Source organism: Clostridium sp. BSD9I1, from assembly GCF_900185645.1.
Classification (GTDB): Bacteria; Bacillota; Clostridia; order Clostridiales; family Clostridiaceae; genus Clostridium_AK.
The window spans coordinates 106867-128925 of sequence record NZ_FYAM01000027.1 but is presented as its reverse complement, the minus strand read 5'-3'; the positions used below and the strand labels follow the sequence as shown (position 1 = coordinate 128925).

At 31.8% G+C, this 22059-nt stretch carries 18 protein-coding genes, 1 pseudogene and 1 riboswitch; of the genes and pseudogenes, 1 reads left to right on the top strand and 18 read right to left on the bottom strand.

The window, feature by feature from the left end; all coding sequences use genetic code 11:
• Nucleotides 1-59 precede the first annotated feature (59 nt).
• The 15 genes and pseudogenes from BSD9I1_RS17545 to BSD9I1_RS17480 all read right to left on the bottom strand — a co-directional run bounded on the left by BSD9I1_RS17545 (nucleotide 60) and on the right by BSD9I1_RS17480 (nucleotide 17909).
• Entirely contained in the window at nucleotides 60-1100 is a 1041-nt protein-coding gene (locus BSD9I1_RS17545) for a chemotaxis response regulator protein-glutamate methylesterase (RefSeq protein WP_186431395.1), read from the bottom strand.
• 13 nt (nucleotides 1101-1113) lie between these two features.
• On the bottom strand, nucleotides 1114-1929 hold the full coding sequence (locus BSD9I1_RS17540) for a protein-glutamate O-methyltransferase CheR (protein ID WP_186431394.1): 816 nt from the start codon (nucleotides 1927-1929) through the stop codon (nucleotides 1114-1116).
• A gap of 59 nt (nucleotides 1930-1988) precedes the next feature.
• Entirely contained in the window at nucleotides 1989-3827 is a 1839-nt protein-coding gene (locus BSD9I1_RS17535; protein WP_186431393.1) for a methyl-accepting chemotaxis protein, read from the bottom strand.
• Between the two features lie 40 nt (nucleotides 3828-3867).
• Nucleotides 3868-4362: a chemotaxis protein CheW gene (locus tag BSD9I1_RS17530; protein ID WP_186431392.1), complete on the bottom strand. Its 495-nt coding sequence runs from the start codon at nucleotides 4360-4362 to the stop codon at nucleotides 3868-3870.
• Nucleotides 4363-4381: 19 nt separating this feature from the next.
• Nucleotides 4382-6454, bottom strand: coding sequence for a chemotaxis protein CheA (locus BSD9I1_RS17525; protein ID WP_186431391.1), 2073 nt, complete (start codon nucleotides 6452-6454; stop codon nucleotides 4382-4384).
• A 29-nt stretch (nucleotides 6455-6483) separates the two neighbouring features.
• Complete coding sequence (locus BSD9I1_RS17520; RefSeq protein WP_186431390.1) at nucleotides 6484-6846, bottom strand: response regulator; 363 nt, start codon at nucleotides 6844-6846, stop codon at nucleotides 6484-6486.
• Nucleotides 6847-6929: 83 nt separating this feature from the next.
• Nucleotides 6930-7018: riboswitch (cyclic di-GMP riboswitch) on the bottom strand.
• A 313-nt stretch (nucleotides 7019-7331) separates the two neighbouring features.
• Nucleotides 7332-8828, bottom strand: coding sequence for a glycerol kinase GlpK (gene glpK, locus BSD9I1_RS17515; protein WP_186431389.1), 1497 nt, complete (start codon nucleotides 8826-8828; stop codon nucleotides 7332-7334).
• A 78-nt stretch (nucleotides 8829-8906) separates the two neighbouring features.
• A complete protein-coding gene (locus BSD9I1_RS17510) occupies nucleotides 8907-9611 on the bottom strand; it encodes an MIP/aquaporin family protein (protein WP_186431388.1) in 705 nt (234 codons plus the stop codon).
• A 244-nt stretch (nucleotides 9612-9855) separates the two neighbouring features.
• Nucleotides 9856-10227, bottom strand: coding sequence for a DUF1667 domain-containing protein (locus BSD9I1_RS17505; RefSeq protein ID WP_186431387.1), 372 nt, complete (start codon nucleotides 10225-10227; stop codon nucleotides 9856-9858).
• Nucleotides 10228-10232: 5 nt separating this feature from the next.
• The gene (locus BSD9I1_RS17500; protein ID WP_186431386.1) at nucleotides 10233-11492 is read right to left on the bottom strand and encodes an NAD(P)/FAD-dependent oxidoreductase; all 1260 of its coding nucleotides are present in this window, start codon (nucleotides 11490-11492) and stop codon (nucleotides 10233-10235) included.
• Between the two features lie 16 nt (nucleotides 11493-11508).
• Nucleotides 11509-12942: an NAD(P)/FAD-dependent oxidoreductase gene (locus BSD9I1_RS17495; RefSeq protein ID WP_186431385.1), complete on the bottom strand. Its 1434-nt coding sequence runs from the start codon at nucleotides 12940-12942 to the stop codon at nucleotides 11509-11511.
• Nucleotides 12943-13117: 175 nt separating this feature from the next.
• Nucleotides 13118-13684: a glycerol-3-phosphate responsive antiterminator gene (locus BSD9I1_RS17490; RefSeq protein WP_186431384.1), complete on the bottom strand. Its 567-nt coding sequence runs from the start codon at nucleotides 13682-13684 to the stop codon at nucleotides 13118-13120.
• Nucleotides 13685-13944: 260 nt separating this feature from the next.
• Nucleotides 13945-14067: pseudogene (locus BSD9I1_RS18975) on the bottom strand (metallophosphoesterase); the annotation flags it as partial.
• Between the two features lie 51 nt (nucleotides 14068-14118).
• Entirely contained in the window at nucleotides 14119-15297 is a 1179-nt protein-coding gene (locus BSD9I1_RS17485) for a hypothetical protein (RefSeq protein ID WP_186431383.1), read from the bottom strand.
• Between the two features lie 23 nt (nucleotides 15298-15320).
• Complete coding sequence (locus tag BSD9I1_RS17480) at nucleotides 15321-17909, bottom strand: YhgE/Pip domain-containing protein (protein ID WP_186431382.1); 2589 nt, start codon at nucleotides 17907-17909, stop codon at nucleotides 15321-15323.
• A gap of 653 nt (nucleotides 17910-18562) precedes the next feature.
• Between BSD9I1_RS17480 and BSD9I1_RS17475 the strand changes: the two genes are divergently transcribed.
• A complete protein-coding gene (locus BSD9I1_RS17475; protein WP_186431381.1) occupies nucleotides 18563-18811 on the top strand; it encodes a hypothetical protein in 249 nt (82 codons plus the stop codon).
• Between the two features lie 39 nt (nucleotides 18812-18850).
• Here BSD9I1_RS17475 and BSD9I1_RS17470 read toward each other — a convergent pair whose 3' ends face one another.
• From BSD9I1_RS17470 to BSD9I1_RS17460, 3 genes are read right to left on the bottom strand one after another with little or no spacing between them, the layout of a single operon-like run.
• Entirely contained in the window at nucleotides 18851-20818 is a 1968-nt protein-coding gene (locus BSD9I1_RS17470) for a P-loop NTPase fold protein (protein WP_186431380.1), read from the bottom strand.
• A 47-nt stretch (nucleotides 20819-20865) separates the two neighbouring features.
• Nucleotides 20866-21489 (bottom strand): hypothetical protein, encoded by a 624-nt coding sequence (locus tag BSD9I1_RS17465; RefSeq protein WP_186431379.1) that lies wholly within the window; start codon nucleotides 21487-21489, stop codon nucleotides 20866-20868.
• Nucleotides 21490-21508: 19 nt separating this feature from the next.
• On the bottom strand, nucleotides 21509-22033 hold the full coding sequence (locus BSD9I1_RS17460; RefSeq protein ID WP_186431378.1) for a hypothetical protein: 525 nt from the start codon (nucleotides 22031-22033) through the stop codon (nucleotides 21509-21511).
• Nucleotides 22034-22059: the final 26 nt, after the last annotated feature.

The following is a 22059-nucleotide window of genomic DNA, read 5'->3' as shown; positions in this document are numbered from 1 at the left end:
TTAATAATTATTATATACTTTACTATGGCAATTCAACTTTATTTAATACTACCGAAGCTTCACTTATTATACTTTAATATTGAAAATATAACCCGAGGTATTCCATCAAGTGAAGCTTGTTTCTCAACTGCTCCAATGTTATATGCTACCTTTGGCATTCCGTAGACGATAGATGATTTCTCATCTTGTCCAATAGTTCTTGCTCCTCTCCTACGCATTGAAAGAAGTCCCTTTGCTCCATCGTATCCCATACCTGTAAGAATAACTCCAATAGCATTACCACCACATTCCTTTGCTACCGACTCAAACAGAACATCAACAGAAGGACAATGGCCGTTCACTTTATCTCCTTGAAAGCATTCTACTTTATATTTATCGCCAACCTTCTTAACTCTCATATGCATATCGCCAGGAGCTATTAAAACATTACCTGGCTCTAGAAAATCACCCGTTTGTGCTTCTTTTACTTTAAGATTAGTGGAATTGTTAAGTCTTTGTGCAAACATTGCAGAAAAAACTGGAGGAATATGTTGAACAATCACAATTCCTGGAATATTATTTGGAAGATTGCTTAATAGAGCATGTATAGCTTCTGTACCTCCTGTTGATGCCCCTATGGCAATTATTTTATTTGTACTACATACATTAAATTCTTCTCTTGCAATTGTTTTCATTTTATAAAAGTCTTTTGGCATTGCAATTTTTGCAGTAGCAGCAATCTTTATTTTAGCTATTAGGTGATTAATAAAAGATTCTATATCCTCTGGTGACTGTTTATTTGGCTTAGTAACAAAATCAACTGCCCCTGCACTCATTGCATCGAATACCGCCTCACTTACTGTACTGACAACAATTACGGGAAGTTGATACTGAGGAAGCAGCCTACGAATGAACTCTATTCCATTCATTTTGGGCATTTCTACATCGCAAGTCATAACATCTGGATGAAACTCTAGTATTTTATCTCTTGCATCAAAAGGATCCACAGCTTTTGCTACCACTTCTATGTATGGATCAGTTGAAATTCCTCTAGATAATACTTCCCTAAATAATGCGCTATCATCTACAATTAGTACTCTTATCTTTTTCCCTACATGCATAGCATCACCTCACCTATTCTTTTCTATATACTGCAGGCATGATATATCTATACTTTGTTTCTTCCCTATTTAAGGATTCTGAATGGCCAATAAATAAATATCCTCCATATTCCGTCATATCATAAAGCTTATTAACGAGTTCCATCTTTGTTTTAGCATCAAAATAAATCATGACATTTCTACAAAATATCACATGGAATTTCCGCTTAAATGGAAATACTGCATCCATAAGATTAAATTTCCTATATATAATTTCATTCTTTATCTTATCAGTAACTACGCTATTTTCATTATCATATTTCCTAAAATAGTTAAGATTCCAAGTATGAGGAAGTGTAGCTATATCTTCATTACTATATATTCCTTTTATTGCAGCATCAATCACTTTACTTGAAATATCCGTAGCCAAAATTTTAGTATCCCACAACATCTTTTCTTTACCGAAGAATTCATCTATAATCATTGCAAGGGTATATGGTTCTTCTCCAGTAGAGCATCCTGCACTCCATATTCTCAAATCTTTTTCTCTTTCTATCTTTTTCAAGTATGGAAGAACTTTGTCTCTGAAATAGTAAAAATGGTCTACTTCTCTCATAAAAAACGTGTGATTAGTAGTAATCTTATTAACAAGTGTATTTACTGCATCTCCAGTTTTGTCAGATATAATGTACTCATAATAATCAGAAAAACTGCTAAAATTATTATCCATAAGTACGTTATAAAGCCTACCTGTTACAAGGGTTTTCTTTTCCTCTTTCAAACGTATGCCGTAATTTGCTTTTATATAATCAGCTAGTTGTTTGAACTCTTTTGAAGTAATTGTAAGCAAAAACTCACCTTCCCTTTAAGAAAGGGGGCACCTAACGACTTACCCCCATATAAACCATATTAATATTTTCCAAATTCCTTATCACTTAACATAATTTTTGAGTTTGTAAGTGCAGCTTCTTCATATGCTCCATTTGTAAAATTCGTCTTATTCTTCTTTTCCGCCATTTTTTGAAACATTTTTAATATATCAGGGTCTAATTCATCCATACTATTATAGGATTTAATTTTTTGCTTTAACTTAAATCTTCCAACCATTTCTTTAAGAAGTACAGCTTGACTTGAAAGTTCCTCACTTGCTGCTGCGCTTTCCTCAGAAGTAGCTGAGTTAGCTTGAATAACCTGTGATACCTGCATAATTCCTTGATTAACTTGTTCTATACCTGAAGCTTGTTCATTTGAAGCAACAGCAATATCATTTACAAGACTTGCTACCTTTTCAACACCATTTACTATTTCATTAAGAGCTCCAGCGGTATTCCTTGCAATTTTTGTACCACCTTCAGATTTCTTAATTGAATCTTCAATCATATCTGTTGTTTCTTTAGCAGCATTGGCTGAGCGTGCAGCAAGATTTCTCACTTCCTCAGCTACAACTGCAAAACCCTTACCATGTTGACCTGCTCTTGCAGCTTCTACAGCAGCATTCAATGCAAGAATATTAGTTTGGAAAGCAATATCATCAATTACTTTAATAATTTTTGATATATTACTTGACGCATCATTTATATCCTCTATAGCTGTAAGCATTTCCTTCATTTGATTATTACCATGTATCGCATTTGATTTAGCCACTTCAGCTAATTCACTTGCCTCATTAGCGTTTTCAGCATTTAATTTTGTTTGTGAAGATATTTCTTCCAGGGAAGCAGTTAACTCTTCAACTGAACTTGCTTGCTCAGTTGCTCCTTGTGAAAGAGATATACTTGAATCAGATACCTGCTTTGAACCTGAAGCCACTTGTTCTGAAGCATTATTGATATTTGTTAATATTTCATTATTTTTTTCAATCATCTCGGATAGTTTTTTCCCAAGAAGATCATTTTCTGATCTAACATCGACCTCAATAGTTAAATCACCTGCAGCTATCCTTTCAACAGCTAAGGCTTGCCCTCGAATATTCGCTATCATTCTTCCAAAAGATTCTGCAAGACTACCTATTTCATCTTTAGTATCAGCTTCAACATTTACATTTACATCCCCTAAAGCAAGTTTGTTTGCAGCTTCTACCATTTTAGTTACCGGCTTGCTTATAATACGAGATATAAATATACCTAAAATTACTGATACAAATACGCCAATTGATATTATGATAACCATTGTAATAGTTGCCACTCTTGCTGAGGCATCATTAGCTTCAGAGGCTTGCCTAGCAAGTTCTGTTTTTAAACTCATAACATCATCTGTATACTTTTGTACATCATTTGCAATTTGTTCAGCATTAGTACTAGTCAATTGATTATACACTTCATCCATCTTATTCGCTTGAGCAAGACTTATCACATTGTCACGGTATTGATTAAAGTTATTTAAGGATTTTGATAATGCATCGAAACTAGTTTGAACGCTAGGATCCTTTATTCCAGCTTGAAAACCTGCCATGCCGTCTACAATAATTTTTTCTTGTTCTTTAAATTTATTTATGGTTTCTTGCCTTTTACTTGGATCTTTATCCATATACAAATTTCTTAATTCTACGCGTTCTCTTTGATATGATCTAGCAACATTTGCCAAATCAGGCATTGTTGCTGTATGCCTATTATACATATCAGTATCTAGCTTATTAATTTTAGTTATATTTATAATACCAATAGCCCCTACTATTCCTGCAATAAGTGCTACAATTATAAAGCTAGTAACGAGCTTTGTAGCAATCTTTAAATTATAAAACCACTTCATTTATTTAATTCCTCCCCATACTTAATCATATTAATTATTTTTATAATACTTCACTTAAATCTTCCAATTCATCCTCATTCAATAATTTTTCACAATCAAGCAGTAATTTAACACTCTCTCCAACTTTTCCTATACTTTTTATATATCTATTATTGAATCCTTTCTTCATTTGTGGCGGCTCAACAATATCTACTTCTGGAATTGTAAGAACTTCTGCAACACTATCTACTATAAGACCTATAGAAATATCATTGATATCTACAACAATCACACAAGTCCTATCATTATATTCAAGTGCTTCCTTTTTAAAACGGAGTCTTATATCCATTACAGGAATTACCTTGCCTCGCAGATTTATAATTCCTTTAATGTACTTTGGAAGTTCTGGGATTTCTGTTATAACTTGAAGCCCTATTATTTCTGTAACATACTTAATTTCTATTCCGTATGTCTCCTTTCCAAGCGAAAAGGTCAAGTATCTATTCTTTTGGGTATCTTCTTCCATTTCTAAATGATCTTCAGCTATGTTTGCCATGTTTCCATCTCCATTCTTTTTAATAATTAACTAATTCTGAAACATCTAATATTAAACTAATACTTCCATCTCCAAGTAACGTACAACCTGATAGTCCTCTTGCCTTATTTAACTTTTTAATATATTCCGGCAATGCCTTTACAACCACTTGCTGCTCACCAATTAACTTGTCAGCAAAGATACAAATATTTTTACCTTCATTATTGATCATTAGCATAATTCCATCTTGAATATCTGTTACTTTAGTCTTTACTTTATACAATTCATGCAATTTTAAAATAGGATAACATTCTCCTCTAATCATAATCATTTTATTACCATCCGGATCAGTGATTATATCTTCTTCTTTTGGTTTAAAGGATTCTTTAATGCTTATAAGCGGTAAAGTATAAGTTGATTCTCCCACTCTTATCGTCATTCCATCCATAATTGCAAGAGTAAGTGGTATTTTTAATGTTATAGTAGTTCCCTTATTAGGTATACTATCAATTGAAACATTCCCTCCAACTGCACTGATGTTTTTGGTTACTACATCCATGCCAACACCACGCCCGGAATACTCCGTTACTTCACTATTAGTAGAAAACCCCGGAAGGAAAATATATGAGAACACTTCTTTATCTGAAATCTCATTTTCAGGTTTATTAATAAGCCCATTCTCTTTTGCCTTTGCAAGTATTTTTTCTCGATTTAATCCCTTACCATCATCCTTGATAATTATAAATACATCGCTGCCCTCATTTTTTGCCTCTAAAGTAACTGTTCCAATTTTAGACTTACCTTTTGCCATCCTCACTTCTGGAGTTTCTAGCCCATGGTCGATAGAATTTCTAACAAGATGTATAATAGGATCAGAGATATGTTCTATAATATTTTTATCAACTTCTGTATCTTCCCCTATGATTTCAAGTCTAACTTCTTTTGATAACTTTTTGGACATATCTCGAACAATTCTATTCATCTTTTTAAAGGTCGCAGCCAATGGCACCATTCGTATAGACATAACAACATCCTGAAGTTCGCTAGTAATTTTTTGAAGCTGTCTTGCAGCCTTTTGGAAATTATCAATAGTCAAGCCTTTTAAATCAGGATTTTGAATAACCATAGCCTCAGAAATAACCAGTTCCCCTACTATATTCATAAGCTTATCAAGCTTATCAACATTCACGCTAATTATGCTATGATGCGAATTGGTAGATTGTTCAACTTTTTTACTATCACCTATATACTTACCTTGGATTTTTGGAACTTTTACAGAACTTTCGTCTATATGAATCTGTTCATCTTTATACAATTGATCAAATTTCTCGCTATCCTTTACTTGAATAAGTTCAAAATCTCTTATTAAAGCTAAATTCATAAAAAATTTGTTTATTTCTTCATAATCCTTGCATGTTTTAAAAAATATTTTAAACCCATCCTTACGGATAATATCAATACAATTCTCGTTTTCAAAAACTTCTTCAGGTACATGGTGAACTTCTTCTACTAGATCCTTAAGATCCTGTATTATACTAAATGCCCTGATATCCTCCATTTCACAGCCTTCTTCAAAATAAATTATAGATTTAAACTCGTTTTCCTTTGAAACATCATAGGCTACTAAATTTATAAAGTTTTTTGGCTCATTAACGGTTTGTATTACCCTTTCCCTTGTTTCTTTATTGCATAATATCTCATTGCTTTGCTTTAACTCTGATAAAAAATTATTTATATCAGAGATAAGCAAAGATGCATCTCCATCAGGTTTTTTCTTATCAATAACCTTGCTCACTTCAGCCTTAGCAAAATCAATCCCATTCAGAACTATATCAGAAAGTTTTGAGCAGTCAACATTTATGCGTTCGTTTTCACGGATAAAGAAGAATAGATCTTCCATAGAGTGCGCAACTGTTGTTATATTATCAAAGGTCATCATGGCAGAGGAACCTTTTATCGTATGCATGATTCTAAAAACTTCATTAATTGCATCTTCTTTAAAGCAACCTGATTTTTCATTGTTTATTATAATCTGTTCAAGTTGTTCAATAAGCTGCGTAGTTTCAAATATATACATATCGAGTAGAGGTTCCTGACTGAAATTATCTGACAACTAATTCACCCCTTTCTTAAATGTATTGTTTAAATTCCCATCACCTGTGCTAAAATTTTTATTACATGTTCCTCTTTAAAAGGTTTTACTATAAATGACTTAGCTCCAAGCATTACAGATTCACGTATAAACTTTTCCTGCCCCATTGCTGAAACCATAACAACCTTTGCATTTGGATCAAGTGATTTAATTTCTTTCAACGCTTCAACACCATCTTTTTCAGGCATCGTTATATCCATAGTTACAACATCAGGCTTTAGCTGAAGATATTTTTTTACACCAACATCTCCATTCTCAGCTTCGCCAACTACCTCAAAACCATTTCTTTCAAGCATAGATTTTAAACTCATTCTCATAAATGCTGCATCATCAACTATAAGTACTTTTTTCATTACTATCTCTCTCCTTTTCTATGACTAAAATAAAAATGGCAGACAATAAGATATTGCCTGCTATGATTAATTACTATCATTTTATTGGCAACCTGACTATCATGGCAATTTAATTTGCTTTAGACTCATGGCTTTGCGTCTCCAACTTTCGATGGATTTGCTATTTTCAATTTCTCTTATATTAAATTTATATAATAAGTAAAAGAATTATATCATGTCATATTAGTCGAAGTAAGGGTTTTGATGACGAACCGTAGAATTTATATAACATTTTTTCTTAAAAATGTCTTATATACGACAAAATGTCATCTTAATTTATGATATTGCTTCCAATATTATTGATATTTTACCATTTAAATTTAATTTTAATAAAATTCATCTTTTTTTTAAACATTTGTTTGCAAATAAAAAAAGTTGAGTATTGATTAATATAGCTTAATCACACTCAACTTTTTTATTGCTTCACATATATTTTAATTATTTAATTATTTTTCCCATTCCTGTGATCTTCCAACTGCCTTATGCCATCCAGCAACAAGCTTTTCTCTCTTTTCTTCTTCCATGTTAGGTGTGAAAGTCTTTGATGTCTTACAGCTTGAACATATATCATCTAAATCATTCCAGTATTTCACTGCAAGCCCTGCCAAATATGCTGCACCAAGTGCTGTAGTTTCTATAACTTCTGGTCTTTGAACTGGTGTATCTAATATATCAGCTTGGAACTGCATTAAGAAATTGTTAGCACATGCTCCTCCATCAACCTTTAATGTCTGTAATTTTACTCCTGAATCTTCTTCCATAGCCTTTAATACATCATGTGTTTGATATGCTAAAGATTCTAATGCTGCTCTTATAAAGTGTTCCTTCTTAGCTCCTCTTGTAAGCCCTACTATAGTTCCCCTTGCGTATGCATCCCAATAAGGTGCTCCAAGTCCAACAAAAGCTGGCACTACATATACTCCATTAGAATCTTCAACTGCTTCTGCATATTTTTCAGACTCTGCTGCACTTTTAATCATTCTAAGCTCATCACGAATCCATTGAATAACTGCTCCACCTACAAATATACTTCCTTCAAGAGCATATTCTGGAGTTCCATTATAGCAAGCAGCCATAGTTGTAAGCAATCCATTTTTAGATTCTACAGGCTTCTTTCCAGTATTCATAAGCAAGAAACATCCTGTTCCGTATGTGTTCTTAGCCATACCTTCTGAACAACAAACTTGTCCGAATAATGCTGCTTGTTGGTCTCCAGCAACTCCACCTATTATAATTGGTGATCCAAATATAAGTTCATCAGTTTCTCCATAGATAGCGCTGGAAGGTTTTACTTCTGGAAGCATTGATTTTGGTATATTAAGTTCTTCTAAAAGTTCATCATCCCATTTTAGTTCATGTATATTGTAAAGCATTGTTCTTGAGGCATTTGTATAATCAGTTGCATGAACCTTTCCCTTTGTTAAATTCCAAATTAGCCATGTATCTATATTACCGAAAAGTAATTCTCCATTTTCTGCTTTTTCTCTAGCTCCTGGAACATTATCTAGTATCCATTTAACCTTTGTTCCTGAGAAATATGCATCTAAAATAAGGCCTGTCTTATCCTTTACTACTTTATCAAAGCCTTTTCCTCTTAACTCATCACAATATTCTGCAGTTCTTCTACATTGCCATACAATAGCATTATATACAGGGATTCCTGTTCTCTTATTCCACACTACTACCGTTTCTCTTTGATTGGTAATACCTATGGATGCAATATCAGTTGCATCTAGGCTTGCCTTTGCTAATGCTTCTCCTGCAACACCAGCCTGTGTTCCCCAAATTTCCATTGCATTATGCTCAACCCAACCTGCTTTGGGATATATTTGAGTAAATTCCTTTTGTGATACGGCAACTATTTCACCTTGCTTATTGAATATTATACATCTTGAACTTGTTGTACCTTGATCTAGCGCCATTATATACTTTTCTTTTTCCATTTTATTTTCCTCCCCTTCATTCCCAAATACTTATTTAAAGGTTTTCATATTATCCAATATTGATTAATAACATTTACATTAAAATACTATTACAAATAATATAGCTCCAATTAATGCTCCTATAACTGGTCCTATAACTGGTATCCATGAATATCCCCAATCAGAATCTCCCTTTCCTGCTATCGGAAGTATTGCATGTGCTATACGAGGTCCTAAATCTCTAGCTGGATTTATAGCATATCCTGTAGGTGCTCCTAAAGAAAGACCTATAACTAATATCAACAATCCTACTGCTAAAGTTCCAAGTCCATCTGCCATCTTAACTTGACCAAGTCCTAAAATTCCAAATACTAATACAAAAGTACCTATTATTTCAGTTATAAGATTTCCTGTAGTATTTCTTATTGCTGGTGCTGTACAAAATACTCCCAGTTTTGCTGACTTATCTTCTGTTTCTGCCCAATGTGGTAAATAAGCAAGCCATACTAAAGTAGCTCCTACAATAGCTCCTAAAAATTGAGCGATTATATATCCTGGAACTTGTGCCCAAGAAAAATTCCCAATGGCCGCTAAAGCTATTGTAAGTGCTGGATTAAAATGTGCCCCACTTACAGAGCCAAATATGAATGCTGGAATTGCAACTGCGCATGCCCAGGCAGCGGTTACAACCATCCATCCAGCATTTTGGGCTTTACTTTTGTTCAAAGCTACACCTGCCACTACACCATCACCTAGTAGAATCAACAGCATTGTCCCTAAAAACTCACCCATAAGACTAGACATAACTACTCCCCCTTAGTCCTTGTTATTTTTTATATTAAATTTATATCTATTTGATATAAACTCAATAACTAATATATAATTGAAACCGTTTTTATAAGGCGGTTGAATATGAAGATTAAAAAAAGCCATCATTAAGAAAAGGACTTTATCCCCTTCTTAACAATGGCTCTCATATCTCCGCCTACGCTATCTTATTTTACCGAAATATTTTCTAAAAATTCTCTATATTTGTATTATATACCATCTAGTTTTGTTTTGCAATACCCTTAGTAGCAATAACATTAACCCCTGTTTCAGCAACATTTGCCACTATAATGTCACCTATATCGACAGGTGCCTCCACAACTATACCTTTAAGTTCTTCTATGCACTGCATTATTTTACTCTTTGGAATATCTGACTCTGTTTTTACAGAAACTGCATTAATCTCTCCATTTCTTACTTTAACAGAGGAAGTAACTATTCTTGTAGGATTAGTACACTCTTTTTCTGCATAGTTCTTTCCTATTAGGCATGTATTCCCCTTTACATCTATTACTGCTCCATTTTCTAATGTAACTTCTAACATACACCCTACCGGACAACCAATGCATGTTAACTCTCTTCTTTCACTCATAACTATTACTCTCCTTCCACCTTAACAGTAATCTTCTTACAATTCGGATGTTTTTCAAATAGTGCCTTTGTAAGTTTTACTGTTTCCATTTCCCCTGGCGTAAGTATTCTTTTCTTCATATGCATCTCTCTTACTTCATCGAAGTAAATAGAAACATAGCTATCTTTGTAAACATCTCCAACTCTAAATCTTAAATCTATTAGCTTATCTATGTTTTCTGGATTAATAAATTTAGGAACAGTGTATCTAGCTCCATTTGTTGCAATTACCTCTATTCCTGCCTTATTAAAAGTCTGTCCCTTTATATATTTCACAGCATTTTTTCCTGCATTTACACTTTCCTCTGTAACATAATCAACTAAGTCATGAACATGAAGCACATTCCCGCAAGCAAAAACCCCTTCAATATTAGTTTGAAGGCTTTCGTTAACTATTGGACCTCCTGTAACTTGTGATAACTCCACATCAGCTTTTGCAGATAACTCATTTTCTGGAACAAGACCTACAGATAAAAGCAGAGTATCACAAGGAATGTACTCTTTTGTTCCTTTTATAGGTCTGCGATTTTCATCTACCTTTGCTATAGTAACTCCTTCAAGTCTGTCTTTTCCTTTTATATCAGTAACAGTATGGGCAAGCTTTAACGGAATACCAAAGTCATCTAAACATTGAACAATATTTCTCTTAAGTCCTCCCGAATATGGCATAAGTTCAACAACAGCCTTGACCTTAGCACCTTCTAAAGTCATTCTTCTTGCCATTATAAGTCCTATATCTCCAGAACCAAGGATAACTACTTCCTTACCTGGCATGTATCCATCAATATTTACAAACTTTTGAGCAGCCCCTGCAGAATATATGCCTGCACATCTACTTCCCGGTATATTTATAGCTCCTCTTGGTCTTTCCCGACATCCCATAGCCAAAATTATAGCTTTTGCTTTAATTTCTAAAATACCATCCTCTTCGTTAACTGCCGTTATAACTTTATCCTTGTTTATATCTATAACCATAGTATTTAATTTATATGGTACATTCATTTCTTTTACCTTATCTATAAATCTTTCAGCATACTCTGGTCCTGTAAGTTCTTCCTTAAAAGTATGAAGTCCAAATCCATTATGAATACATTGATTTAGTATTCCCCCAAGGCAATTGTCTCTCTCCAATATTAATATATCTTCTGTCCCTTCTTCTCTTGCCCCTACTGCTGCAGCAAGACCTGCAGGACCTCCACCTATTATCACTAAATCGTGCTGTCTCATTTTCCACTCCCCCAAACTATATTTCTTTATTTCTACCTATTAGCAACCTAGAGTCTCCACCAAACTTAGTTATCTCAATCTCAGGTATATTTAATTCTCTTGATAGTATTGTAACTATCTTTGTTGAGCAGAAACCTGATTGGCATCTTCCCATACCTGCTCTCGTTCTTCTTTTAACTCCATCTAAGTCTCTTGCTCCAAGTGGTCTTTTTATAGCACTTAGTATTTCTCCTTCTGTTACTGTTTCACATCTGCATATCATTTTTCCATAAGATGGGTCCTTGCTAATTAAGTTCTTTCTTTCTTCGTTATTCATTTCTCTAAACTTAGGAATTCCTTGTCTTACAGGATTAAACTTCTGATTTTTAGTTGGAGAAAGCTTTTGAACCACCATATCTTCAATCATCTTTGCTATGGCCGGCGCACTTGAAAGGCCTGGTGATTCTATTCCTGCTACATTTATAAATCCTTTTACATCCTCAGCTTCTGATATTATAAAATCATCTATAGTACTGTGGGCTCTAAGCCCTGAAAATGATGTAATGACTTGTTTCATTGGAACTTCTCTTAAAGTTATTTTTGCTTTATCTAATACATCATCCAAGCCTTCTTGAGATGTGCATATATCTGACTTATCTTCCACATCTACTGCATTGGGTCCTATAAGCAAGTTTCCGTCTACCGTTGATGTTACTAGCACTCCCTTACCCATCTTTGTTGGAAGTTGGAAAAGAGTTCTTGTTGCCATAGCACCAGCAGTTTTATCAAAAAGACAGTATTCTCCCTTTCTAGCTAGGATGTTTATCTTATTTTTGCTTATCATATTATTTAAATCATCTGCAAATAATCCAGCTGCATTTATAACCATTTTACTTTTAAAGTTTCCTTCACTGGTTTCAATAACAAATTCTTCTTGATACTTTTCTATATTTTTAACTTCAGTATTTAACTTGAATTCCACTCCATTTGTATATGCATTTTCAGCATAAGCTATAGTCATCTCGTAAGGACATACGATTCCTCCAGTTGGTGCATATAAAGCTGCTACTATATTGTCATTTATACTTGGCTCTAGCTTTAATACTTCTTCTTTATTTAATATTTTGATGCCTGGTACAGCATTATTTTCACCTTTTATCTTTAGTTCCTCTAATTTATCAATATCATTTTGGTCGAAACATAAGACTAAAGATCCATTTCTCTTAAATGGGAAGTCCAATTCTTTTGAAAGCATATCAAACATAGAATTTCCTTTTGCATTTAGCTTTCCTTTTAGTGTATTTGGCTTAGCATCGAAGCCTGCATGTACTATCCCGCTGTTAGCTTTAGACGTGCCTGTTGCTACATCTGCTCCCTTTTCTAATACGCAAATCTTCAAATTATATCTTGATAGTTCCCTTGCGATACTACAGCCTATAACCCCAGCTCCAATAACAACTACATCAAACATATTTTTCCTCCCTCTTTAATTAAAAAAAGCCATGACTCAAAAGGATATCCAATTATATCCTTTAAAATCATGGCTCTCTATACTCTGCCTTTTAATATTATATTTTATATATCTACTATAACACTATTTTTTTTTATAGTCAAGAGCTCTAGAAAACCTTTTCACAATGTTTTTTCTACATATTCCATATATATTCTTTACTTGTAGATATACCTAGTGCTCCTGCATTAATACTTCCTATTACGTCTTCTTTGTCACTTATTAATCCTCCAGTGATTATAGGCACATTCACCTGCCGTTTTATCTCCTTTGTTATCTTAGGCATAACTCCCGGCATAATTTCTATAGCATCTGGTCTTATAGCGTTTATAGAATGTATTCCACTTTTTAAGGATAAGCTATCTATTATAAATAATCGTTGTATAGCGAAAATTTTTAGTTCCTTAGCTATCTTTATTAAGTTAGATTTAGTTGTTATTATTCCATCAGGTTTTATATTTTCTTTTATATAGGTTAATGCATAAGAATCTCTTGCAAATCCCTCCATTAAATCTATATGTATATATATTTTTTTATCTTTTGCTTTTACTCTACTAACTATATTTTTAATATTGCATATATTCCCCGTAAGCAAAAAAATTACCTCACAAGGGGATTCTATAGCCTTTTCTAGGGTAGTCAGGTCCTTTACAGCAGCTATTATTGGATTAATACTCAACCTGTCATAAAAATCATTTTTCATATTTCTCACTTCCCATCAATTTTCTGGTAATATCATTATATCAAAATACTTTTTATAATAGTACATAAAGAAAGCCCCTAGTAATTAATTTTCACTAGGGACTCTATTCTTATCTAAGCTTTTTTCTTATATACTAAACTTATCTATAATAACTTTTAGATTATCCGCAAATTCTTTTAATTTACGTAAATGTAAATATGCATAATATAGACTTACTATTTTTTCAAAGTAACCACCACTAACTCTGGCTGATTAAAAATTCACAGAGGAAAAATGCTGTTTCCTAACCCTCTGCTTACAACCATTGTCGTTACCCCATCATTATATATTCCATCTGTATACTTAGGAAAAAAGCCTTGATTTGGTGCAACTAGTGCCCTAATATTTAATGGAAATCATTGATAAAATAATCCTCTCAGCAACTTTTACCAAGCCTATTTAGTCCACTTAAAGTAATCTATGCAATTCTCCTTATTTAATACCGGAAAATCGATTTTCTTTCCTTCATTAATATTATTAAGTTTATTATTAAATTCTATGTTAATAGTGTATACTCCTGTATATTTTTTTTCTTCCTCATTGTTAATTAAGTTTTTCATGTTGGATAAATCAATCTTTAGTTTTAAAATTATGCTTTCGCTTACTAGATATCCTTTAGAATTAACTCCGCACCTTAACTTTATTCCTCTTTCCTCATTAATATTGAAAGTATCTATATTGTCTAAAATGTTTACTATAATATTACAATATAGAGGTATATTATCATGAATAACATTTATAGCTTTATAAAATTCTTTTTTATCTTCATTTTTACTATCTACCTTAAGTTCCGGAAGCAAAATAAAAGAATCCTTAATTCTTTTAATAAACTCTACAGTATCTTTATCTTTCTTTAGGTTAGAGACAATGTCACTAAGAAGAAACTTAGTAACTTTATCATCTAATTGTATATTATATATATCCACATGTTCTTCACCATTATGTTCATCCGTGCTTTCAATTGCCACCTTTTCAATTTTATTAGAAGAGCTGTCAGCTTCCTTAATATATTTATTTATAAAATCAAAAAAATCAGCATGAGAATAACTGCTAGAATTAAGCATCTTTCCATGATTCGGCAAAGAAACATTATTCTTATCATTCATTTTGTTAAACTCCATTTTAATATATGCCTTAGAATTTTTGGAGTTTATTTCAATAATATTAAATAATGAAGGTCTGCTGATTACTGCTTCAAGCCTAGTCTGTTCTTCAGCGAAATCATTATCAATCCAGACTTTTGAATGAAAGGACATAGCCTTGAACTTAGCATTAATGTCACTTTCTATTCTCATGCCGGTGTTTTTGTCATTTTCCGCAGAATTGGTGTCTAGCGATAATTTTAACATGCTTAACATTGGGAGAAGGCTTTGAAAGTCTTCCTTCTCTTTTTCTGTCATATTCTCTCCAGAAACCCTTAAAATTATATCTGTATCACTTTTCATTGAATTAACCTTTTCAGTCTTGTTAAAAGCCTTATATAAGACTACACTATCGTAAGAATATTTTCTAGCTATTAGAACAAAGAGAAATATAATAGAAAATGCACTAATAAAAACTCTAAATCTTTTCAAATTACCCTTGGCCCCCCATAATATTAGTGTCCAATAACCCCTGAATCATTAAGCATAGGTGTTAATTTTGAAAATAGTTTGGTTGTTCTTAACTTCAAAATGTATCCAAGCACCAAAAACATCAAGAAAAATACAGATAATACAATTATATCTTTTGATAAAGTTGAATATGTTACTCCTGCAAGGGCCTCCCTCATAGCACTTATGCCATAAGTAAATGGTAGCACATAATGTATTTTTTGGAATAAGTTAGGAGTGACTTGTATAGGGAATGTTCCACCAGAACCAGCCAATTGAAAAACTAAAAATACAATTCCAATAGCCTTACCAACATTGTTAAACAAAGATACCAATGTATATACTATAGTGGTAAATATTATACTTTGATATACTGCTAAACCTATAAAAAGCATAGGAAATTGAACTTTTACACCTAATACAAATATATCTCCTATAGAAACTATCAACGCTTGTACTATAGCTACAGAAACAAATAGCAAGTATTTGCCAAAGTACTCTTCTCTTGGATTAAAGCTAAAATCTCCATTATGAAATTTAACACTTAATAAAGCAGATAAAAGCAGTGCACCTACCCATAAGCTAAGAGTAGTATAAAAAGGAGTTAATCCAGCACCATAGTTTGCCACTGGGAATAGGTTATGGGTTTTTAAATTAACCGGAAGCGCTAAGAAATCCCCTTCTGTATCCCCATCAGTTTTAAGCAATCTCATAATATCTTTCACATCTACTTCATTGTCAAAGGCCTTTACTTTGGATGTAATGTCACTAATTCTTTTTTCTATATCTTTATTTCGCTTTTGAAAATCTTTTATGTCTTTTACAGCTATTTTCCCTTGTGATGATATGTCCGAAAGAAAATCCTTTAAAAAGTTCATATCATCCTTCATATTTTTAATCATAGTGTTTAAATCAAGAGCCCCCTCTGCTCCCTTTTGTAGAGCTTCCTGAACTTGAGGTACAATATCACTATTAAGACTATTGCTGAGTTTGCTCAAGTCATTTGATATATTAAGAGTCAATTTTGATATTTCTGGAAGCATGTTTTCAACATTATTGTTATTAGCAAGATTACTTTTAAGTGTAGTAAGCTGCCCTTTAAGCTTATCCAAATTTTCACTTATTCTTTTGAAATCGGAAGATACTTTAGATGCCTTTTCTGAGGTTGTATCACCAATTTCTTTTGAACTTCTTTGTATTAAACCTTTTATATCATCTATTTGAGCATTTATACTATCAACACTACTTTCTATTTCATTAGAAGTATATTTCAAAGTATTCCTTATTCTTTTTATTGTCTTACTAACGTCGTAAAGATCATCTTCTACATTTTTCAGCTTATTTCTGATTGTTGAAAAAGTTTCTCTGTCCAGCAAATTATCTACAGGTTTTAATATCTTATCTATTTTATCATTAACATCTTTAAATTCCTTTAAAATAGAGTCATTTAAATCAACTACCGAATCTAACAAATCTATACTATTATCACTTATAGATAATATAGAATTTTTTAAAGTGTTAAGAAGATCCTGGTAAGTTTTTAAGTCTTTTATGATTTTATCAGATTGTTCTCTTAAATCTTTAGGTGCATCTTCACCTAAATCAGCTAAGTCCTTGGATACTTCTTTCATTTCATCACTAAGCCTATTAGCTTCTGATATTGCATCATCTATATCTGCTAGCATATCAGGTTTATATATGGAGAGTTTATTGCTAAGGTCATCCGTAGTAGTTGATATTTTTGAAAAAGTATTTTCCATAATAGATAAATTTTCTTTTACATCATGGGATACATCTTCAATTTTATTGCTTTTGTTAGTTAAGTTTTTGCTAAGGTCCTCGTTAAGCTGTATAGTTTTATTTAAAGTATTTTGAATAAATGTAATATTGTCCGAAGTCTTATCTATATTTACAAAGGTTCCCTCCGATTTTTCAATTAATTTGTCTAAAGTCTTATTTATGTTTGGATAATTATCATTTATCGCATATAATGTGCCCTTATATTTTTCTATTTTATCGTAATTTTCGTCTATTTTAACTCCTGCTTTATTTAGTATTTCAAACAACTTCTTAGTAACCGTCTCTATAAAGGATTGACTTATTTCTTTTTGTAAAGTTGAAGCACCAGAATCAGTCATCTTAGGGGCAATTGCATTAATTTTTTGATTTACATAATATTCAAGGCTAGGCTTTACAGGCTTTTTATCCAACAGTGTGCTCATTTCTAAAGAAAAATCACTCGGTATTATTATGGTTGCATATACTTCTCCTTCTTCAGCCTTTTTAATTCCCTCATCTGCATCCTTATAGAATGTCCACCCTAATTTTTTATTTTCTTTAAGCATCTTCGTTATCTCATTGCCAATATTAAATTCAATTCCTTTTATGTTTCCTCCAACATCGTTGTTTACTATACCCACCTTTATGCCTTTAGTATTAGAATAAGGATCCCAAGATGCATATATGTTAACCCATGCATATAAGGACGGTAATATAGCTAGTCCCATTACAATAATCATAGTTGCCCAGCTGGCTCTAATTTTTTTTAAATCCATCTTATACATCTTAGTTATCTTTTTTATACTTACTTTCATAATAATATACCTTTCTATATTAGAACAAAGTTTTTTATACTCATCAGTATAATATTATAATACTAAAAATTCTTAATGTCAAAATATAAAATAGAAGAATTAAAGTCATCTATAACTATCTTTCTAATTGCGGATGATATTCTTCATAAAGGCACCTCTTTTTGGCAATAAAAAAATGTCATTTCCTACATGCAATATTGCTTATTTTTAAGCAATATTACTTATATAAAATGACATTTAAATTAAACAACAATTGTTCACAAATAAAAAAAACGGAAACTCAAAAGTATCTTAACCCCTGATTATTTGGTAGACATTTTTGCAATAAAAAATAATAATATCGGAAACTACTCTACGCTCCGTTTCATTTTATCGTCATTATTATAAATAATAAATATGGAAACTGATATTGTGATTTGAATACTTATACATTGTATAGGAGTAAAGACGCTATAGATACCGTTCGTTACATCTGGCTCTAAAAGCGTTGATAAGTAACATTATAAAAGTATAGGACTTTCGTTATATACTTTTATAGCAAAATATAATATAAACTTCTTATATAACCTACAGAAAATACTTGTAAAATCACACCCACCTGAAATTTCACCTTTGTTTGTAAAAGGTATACAATTGCTTTAGGAGGTGTTATTATGTTAAAGATATTTAGAGCTGATGACTATATTTTAGTCAAAGCAAGTGAACCCCACCCAGCAAACACTGCATATAGGATTGCTTTTGGTAAAGAAAAATGGAATAAAGATGTACCCGTATTCAAAATACAGATGGTTTACAATGGTAAAGTTTCAGGAAGAAGAAGTCCGTCATATCCACAAGGTAGTGATGATTATGAACGAGTAGAGAAGGCTATGAATTACTTATATAAAAGATATAACAAATGAATGATTTATAAAAGAGACCTTTAAATTGGTCTCTTTCAATTAATGTTCACTACAAATCTCATTAATTGTTTTGCTTAATTCTCTTATGTTCGAAATACTTAGAGTATTTGGCTTGTTGTTTGTATGTTTATCAAGTTGTCTTTTTAAACTCCTAAGATTGTGAAAATCTTCTCGTAAATTTTCATTATTAATTCTGTATCTATCCTTAATAAAGTTTCTAAAATAAACTATTTCTCCATTCTGCATATTTAAAATAATATTTAAAATTTCACTTACGTCATAGCAATAAAATATTGGAGAAATGTAAAATCTTTTCTTCACAATCCTCTCAAATTCTATTACATCTTGTTTTAAAACACTAAATAACCCCTCAATTTCTACCTTATTCTCCTCTTCTCGTATTTGTTTATTTATTTCAATAATTCTACTTTTAATAGTATTTAGGGTTTCATCTTCTAAAAGTGAGCCATCATCAGAAACTAAAAATTCCATGCTCAAATCTTTTGATGCTCTATTCTTATTTTTAGCCAGTTCCAGACCGTCTAAAAATACTTGCTTAAAATCTAACATATATTCTTTTAATAATCCTTGTCTTTCCATTAAAACAAAAGTTACATATCCCCTAAAGTAACACACAAAATATATATCTCCGTTCTTTATATCTAAATATGTTTGTTCCAGTGATTTGTCAAATTCACTGTCACTAAGCTCCCAATATGGATTGTAAAACAATTTCTTATAGTGAGGTATGTTATTTGTATCTGCTTCACTTATTAAACTATCAATTTCATTATACATTAGTTCCTTATCTAAAATACCTGTACTTATATAAACCTCAGCAAATTTAAAGAAAACCTTTCTAAAAAAAACACCACCAAAGTATTTATTATTAAAGTTTACTATCTCTGAATCATTTTTTTTTCTTGTCATCATCATCTCATAAACTTCTGATTGATATTGAAGACTTGATTTTATACTTCTAAATATATTGGGATCCAATCTTCCCGATTTTGTTTCTAAAGAAAGAGCTAAAGTAAATATCAAAAGAGTTTGCATAATTATATTACTAACACTCAAATAATGTTTATTTATTTCTGAAAACATACTATCAAAGTCATTCAGTGCTTGCCTAAGTATTCTATAATTACCTGTATTACTAAAATTAAAGGTATCGATTATTAATTTATGGTTTGTCATTAAGAACTCATAGAGTTTTTTATCCCTGTTCTCAATAAGACTGTCAATAATATTTTCACAATTAGGTTTATATAAGAATGTCTTTCCAACCAGTTTTTCTTTAATTCTCTTATATTCATTACTACTTTCAAATGTATCTCTAATAGTCTCCATAATTATCTCTGGACTTACCCTTACATTTTTCTTATTAGACATAAACACATCGTTATTTTCATTAAAAGCATTCCTCTTATCTAATAAGGTAATTGCTGTCATTGCCTTAGCTTCAAAATTTTGCTTAATTAATTTATCAGATATTTCCCTCTCATTTGCAATGATAATTGTTTTAATATGGTCATGTTCTACAAAATTATTAATATATCCAAGTACCTCTGATACTTCAATATTTGCTCTCTCCAAATCATCAAAACACAATACTATATTTCCAAATGAAGTTAATTTTGAAAAATCAATATTAATATCACCAACAGATAAACCCAATAGTCCTGCTCCATTTAAAGCTATCTTACCTATTTCTGGTATTTTATTAATAACTTTATTTTTTCTTAGCTTTCTAAACCATCCATATTTTTGCGTATAAGACTGAACAAAGATATTTTTACTTATTTCGTCTAAGCTTGCCACGCCATACAAGGAGATATAAATTGTTTTATAATTTTTGCCTCCAACTTTAACATTCTCAATTTGAGTTTTAACTATATTGTCCCAGTAGTAGGTCTTTCCACTTCCCCAATCTCCATCAATCATTATTGCATAATCAGTATCCTTTTTAGTTATATACTCTAATATACTTGCAGTTAAGTTATCCATTAGTACTCCACCTTTTTATACCTAAATATTTCAAACTCATATTCTAATTATCCCTTAATTACTATACACGATTGCTTTAATAGTTTAATATTTTCGGAAATACCTACTCTTAATATAGCGGCCGCGATCAAGTTATATGGGTTATCTACCCTAATGGTATTAGCTTGTACAATGTTAGGATAGTGTTTTATAAAAGCATTTACAGCAACCTGTGCGTCTCCATCATGCGTTGCAGATTTCGATTTCTTAGTAATAAAAGCCTCCCAAATAAATAGGTTTAAGGAATTAGAAATGAACTCTTCCCATGAGAATGTTATCTTTATTTCACTTTTAACTGAGTCCTTAACCTTCGCCAATATCCATGCACATTCAGTTAGTCCCGTAGCTAAAGAACCGCAACCCGCCCCTGCACTCCAAGGTCTATCTCCTTCTCCTATCCTTCCGCTCGTTAAATATATGGGGTTATCTGTAATAGGAACAAACAAAGGACATTCAAATCCCAATGCAATTTTATAACCATTTGATAAGTCCTGTGCTATACCTATGGCAAAATCTTCAATACTAATACCACACCTAAGCCCTTCATCTGTTCCTAATTCAGCTCTACACCATCCAAATCTTTTATTTTTTATTGAGCCTACGTCAGCACACCATACTATAATATTTTGCATTATTTTCACCTCTCAACTATCATAGGTTACATATCACTTGAATATTTTCTTCAATTATCACTGTTCTGAACCATTCCATTATTTTAGCTGAATCTGTTTTATCAAAGTATATCCATGATGTAGGTCCATTAAATTGGTTTCCTTTTATTGAGCCAGTGAAATTTACTTTTTTTATACCATTACTTGCATCATTAACGAAATTCTGAAAATATTTTATATCAATCCCATCTACAAATATCCTTAAACTGTTTGGGTTTATTTCAAAATAGTATGGATATAAATCCAAGTCGTTTTCCTCTGTTTTTTTAATATCTGACCTGGATTTGCAGTATGCTATTACTTTATAAGTATAATATCCTAATACTTTTTCAGCCCTGAGAAAAAATATATCTTCATTAACTTCAAATTTATTTTTATCAATTTTACCATCACTTATATGGAACTTCTTATACGAGCCCCTTAAATAATCCTTGAATGAATTTATTGTGCTTTCTTTTGTTTCGTATTCTTTTTCCTTTGTAGTTGATAAGTATATAAATCTCATAAATCTATTCTCCCTATATTAATTAA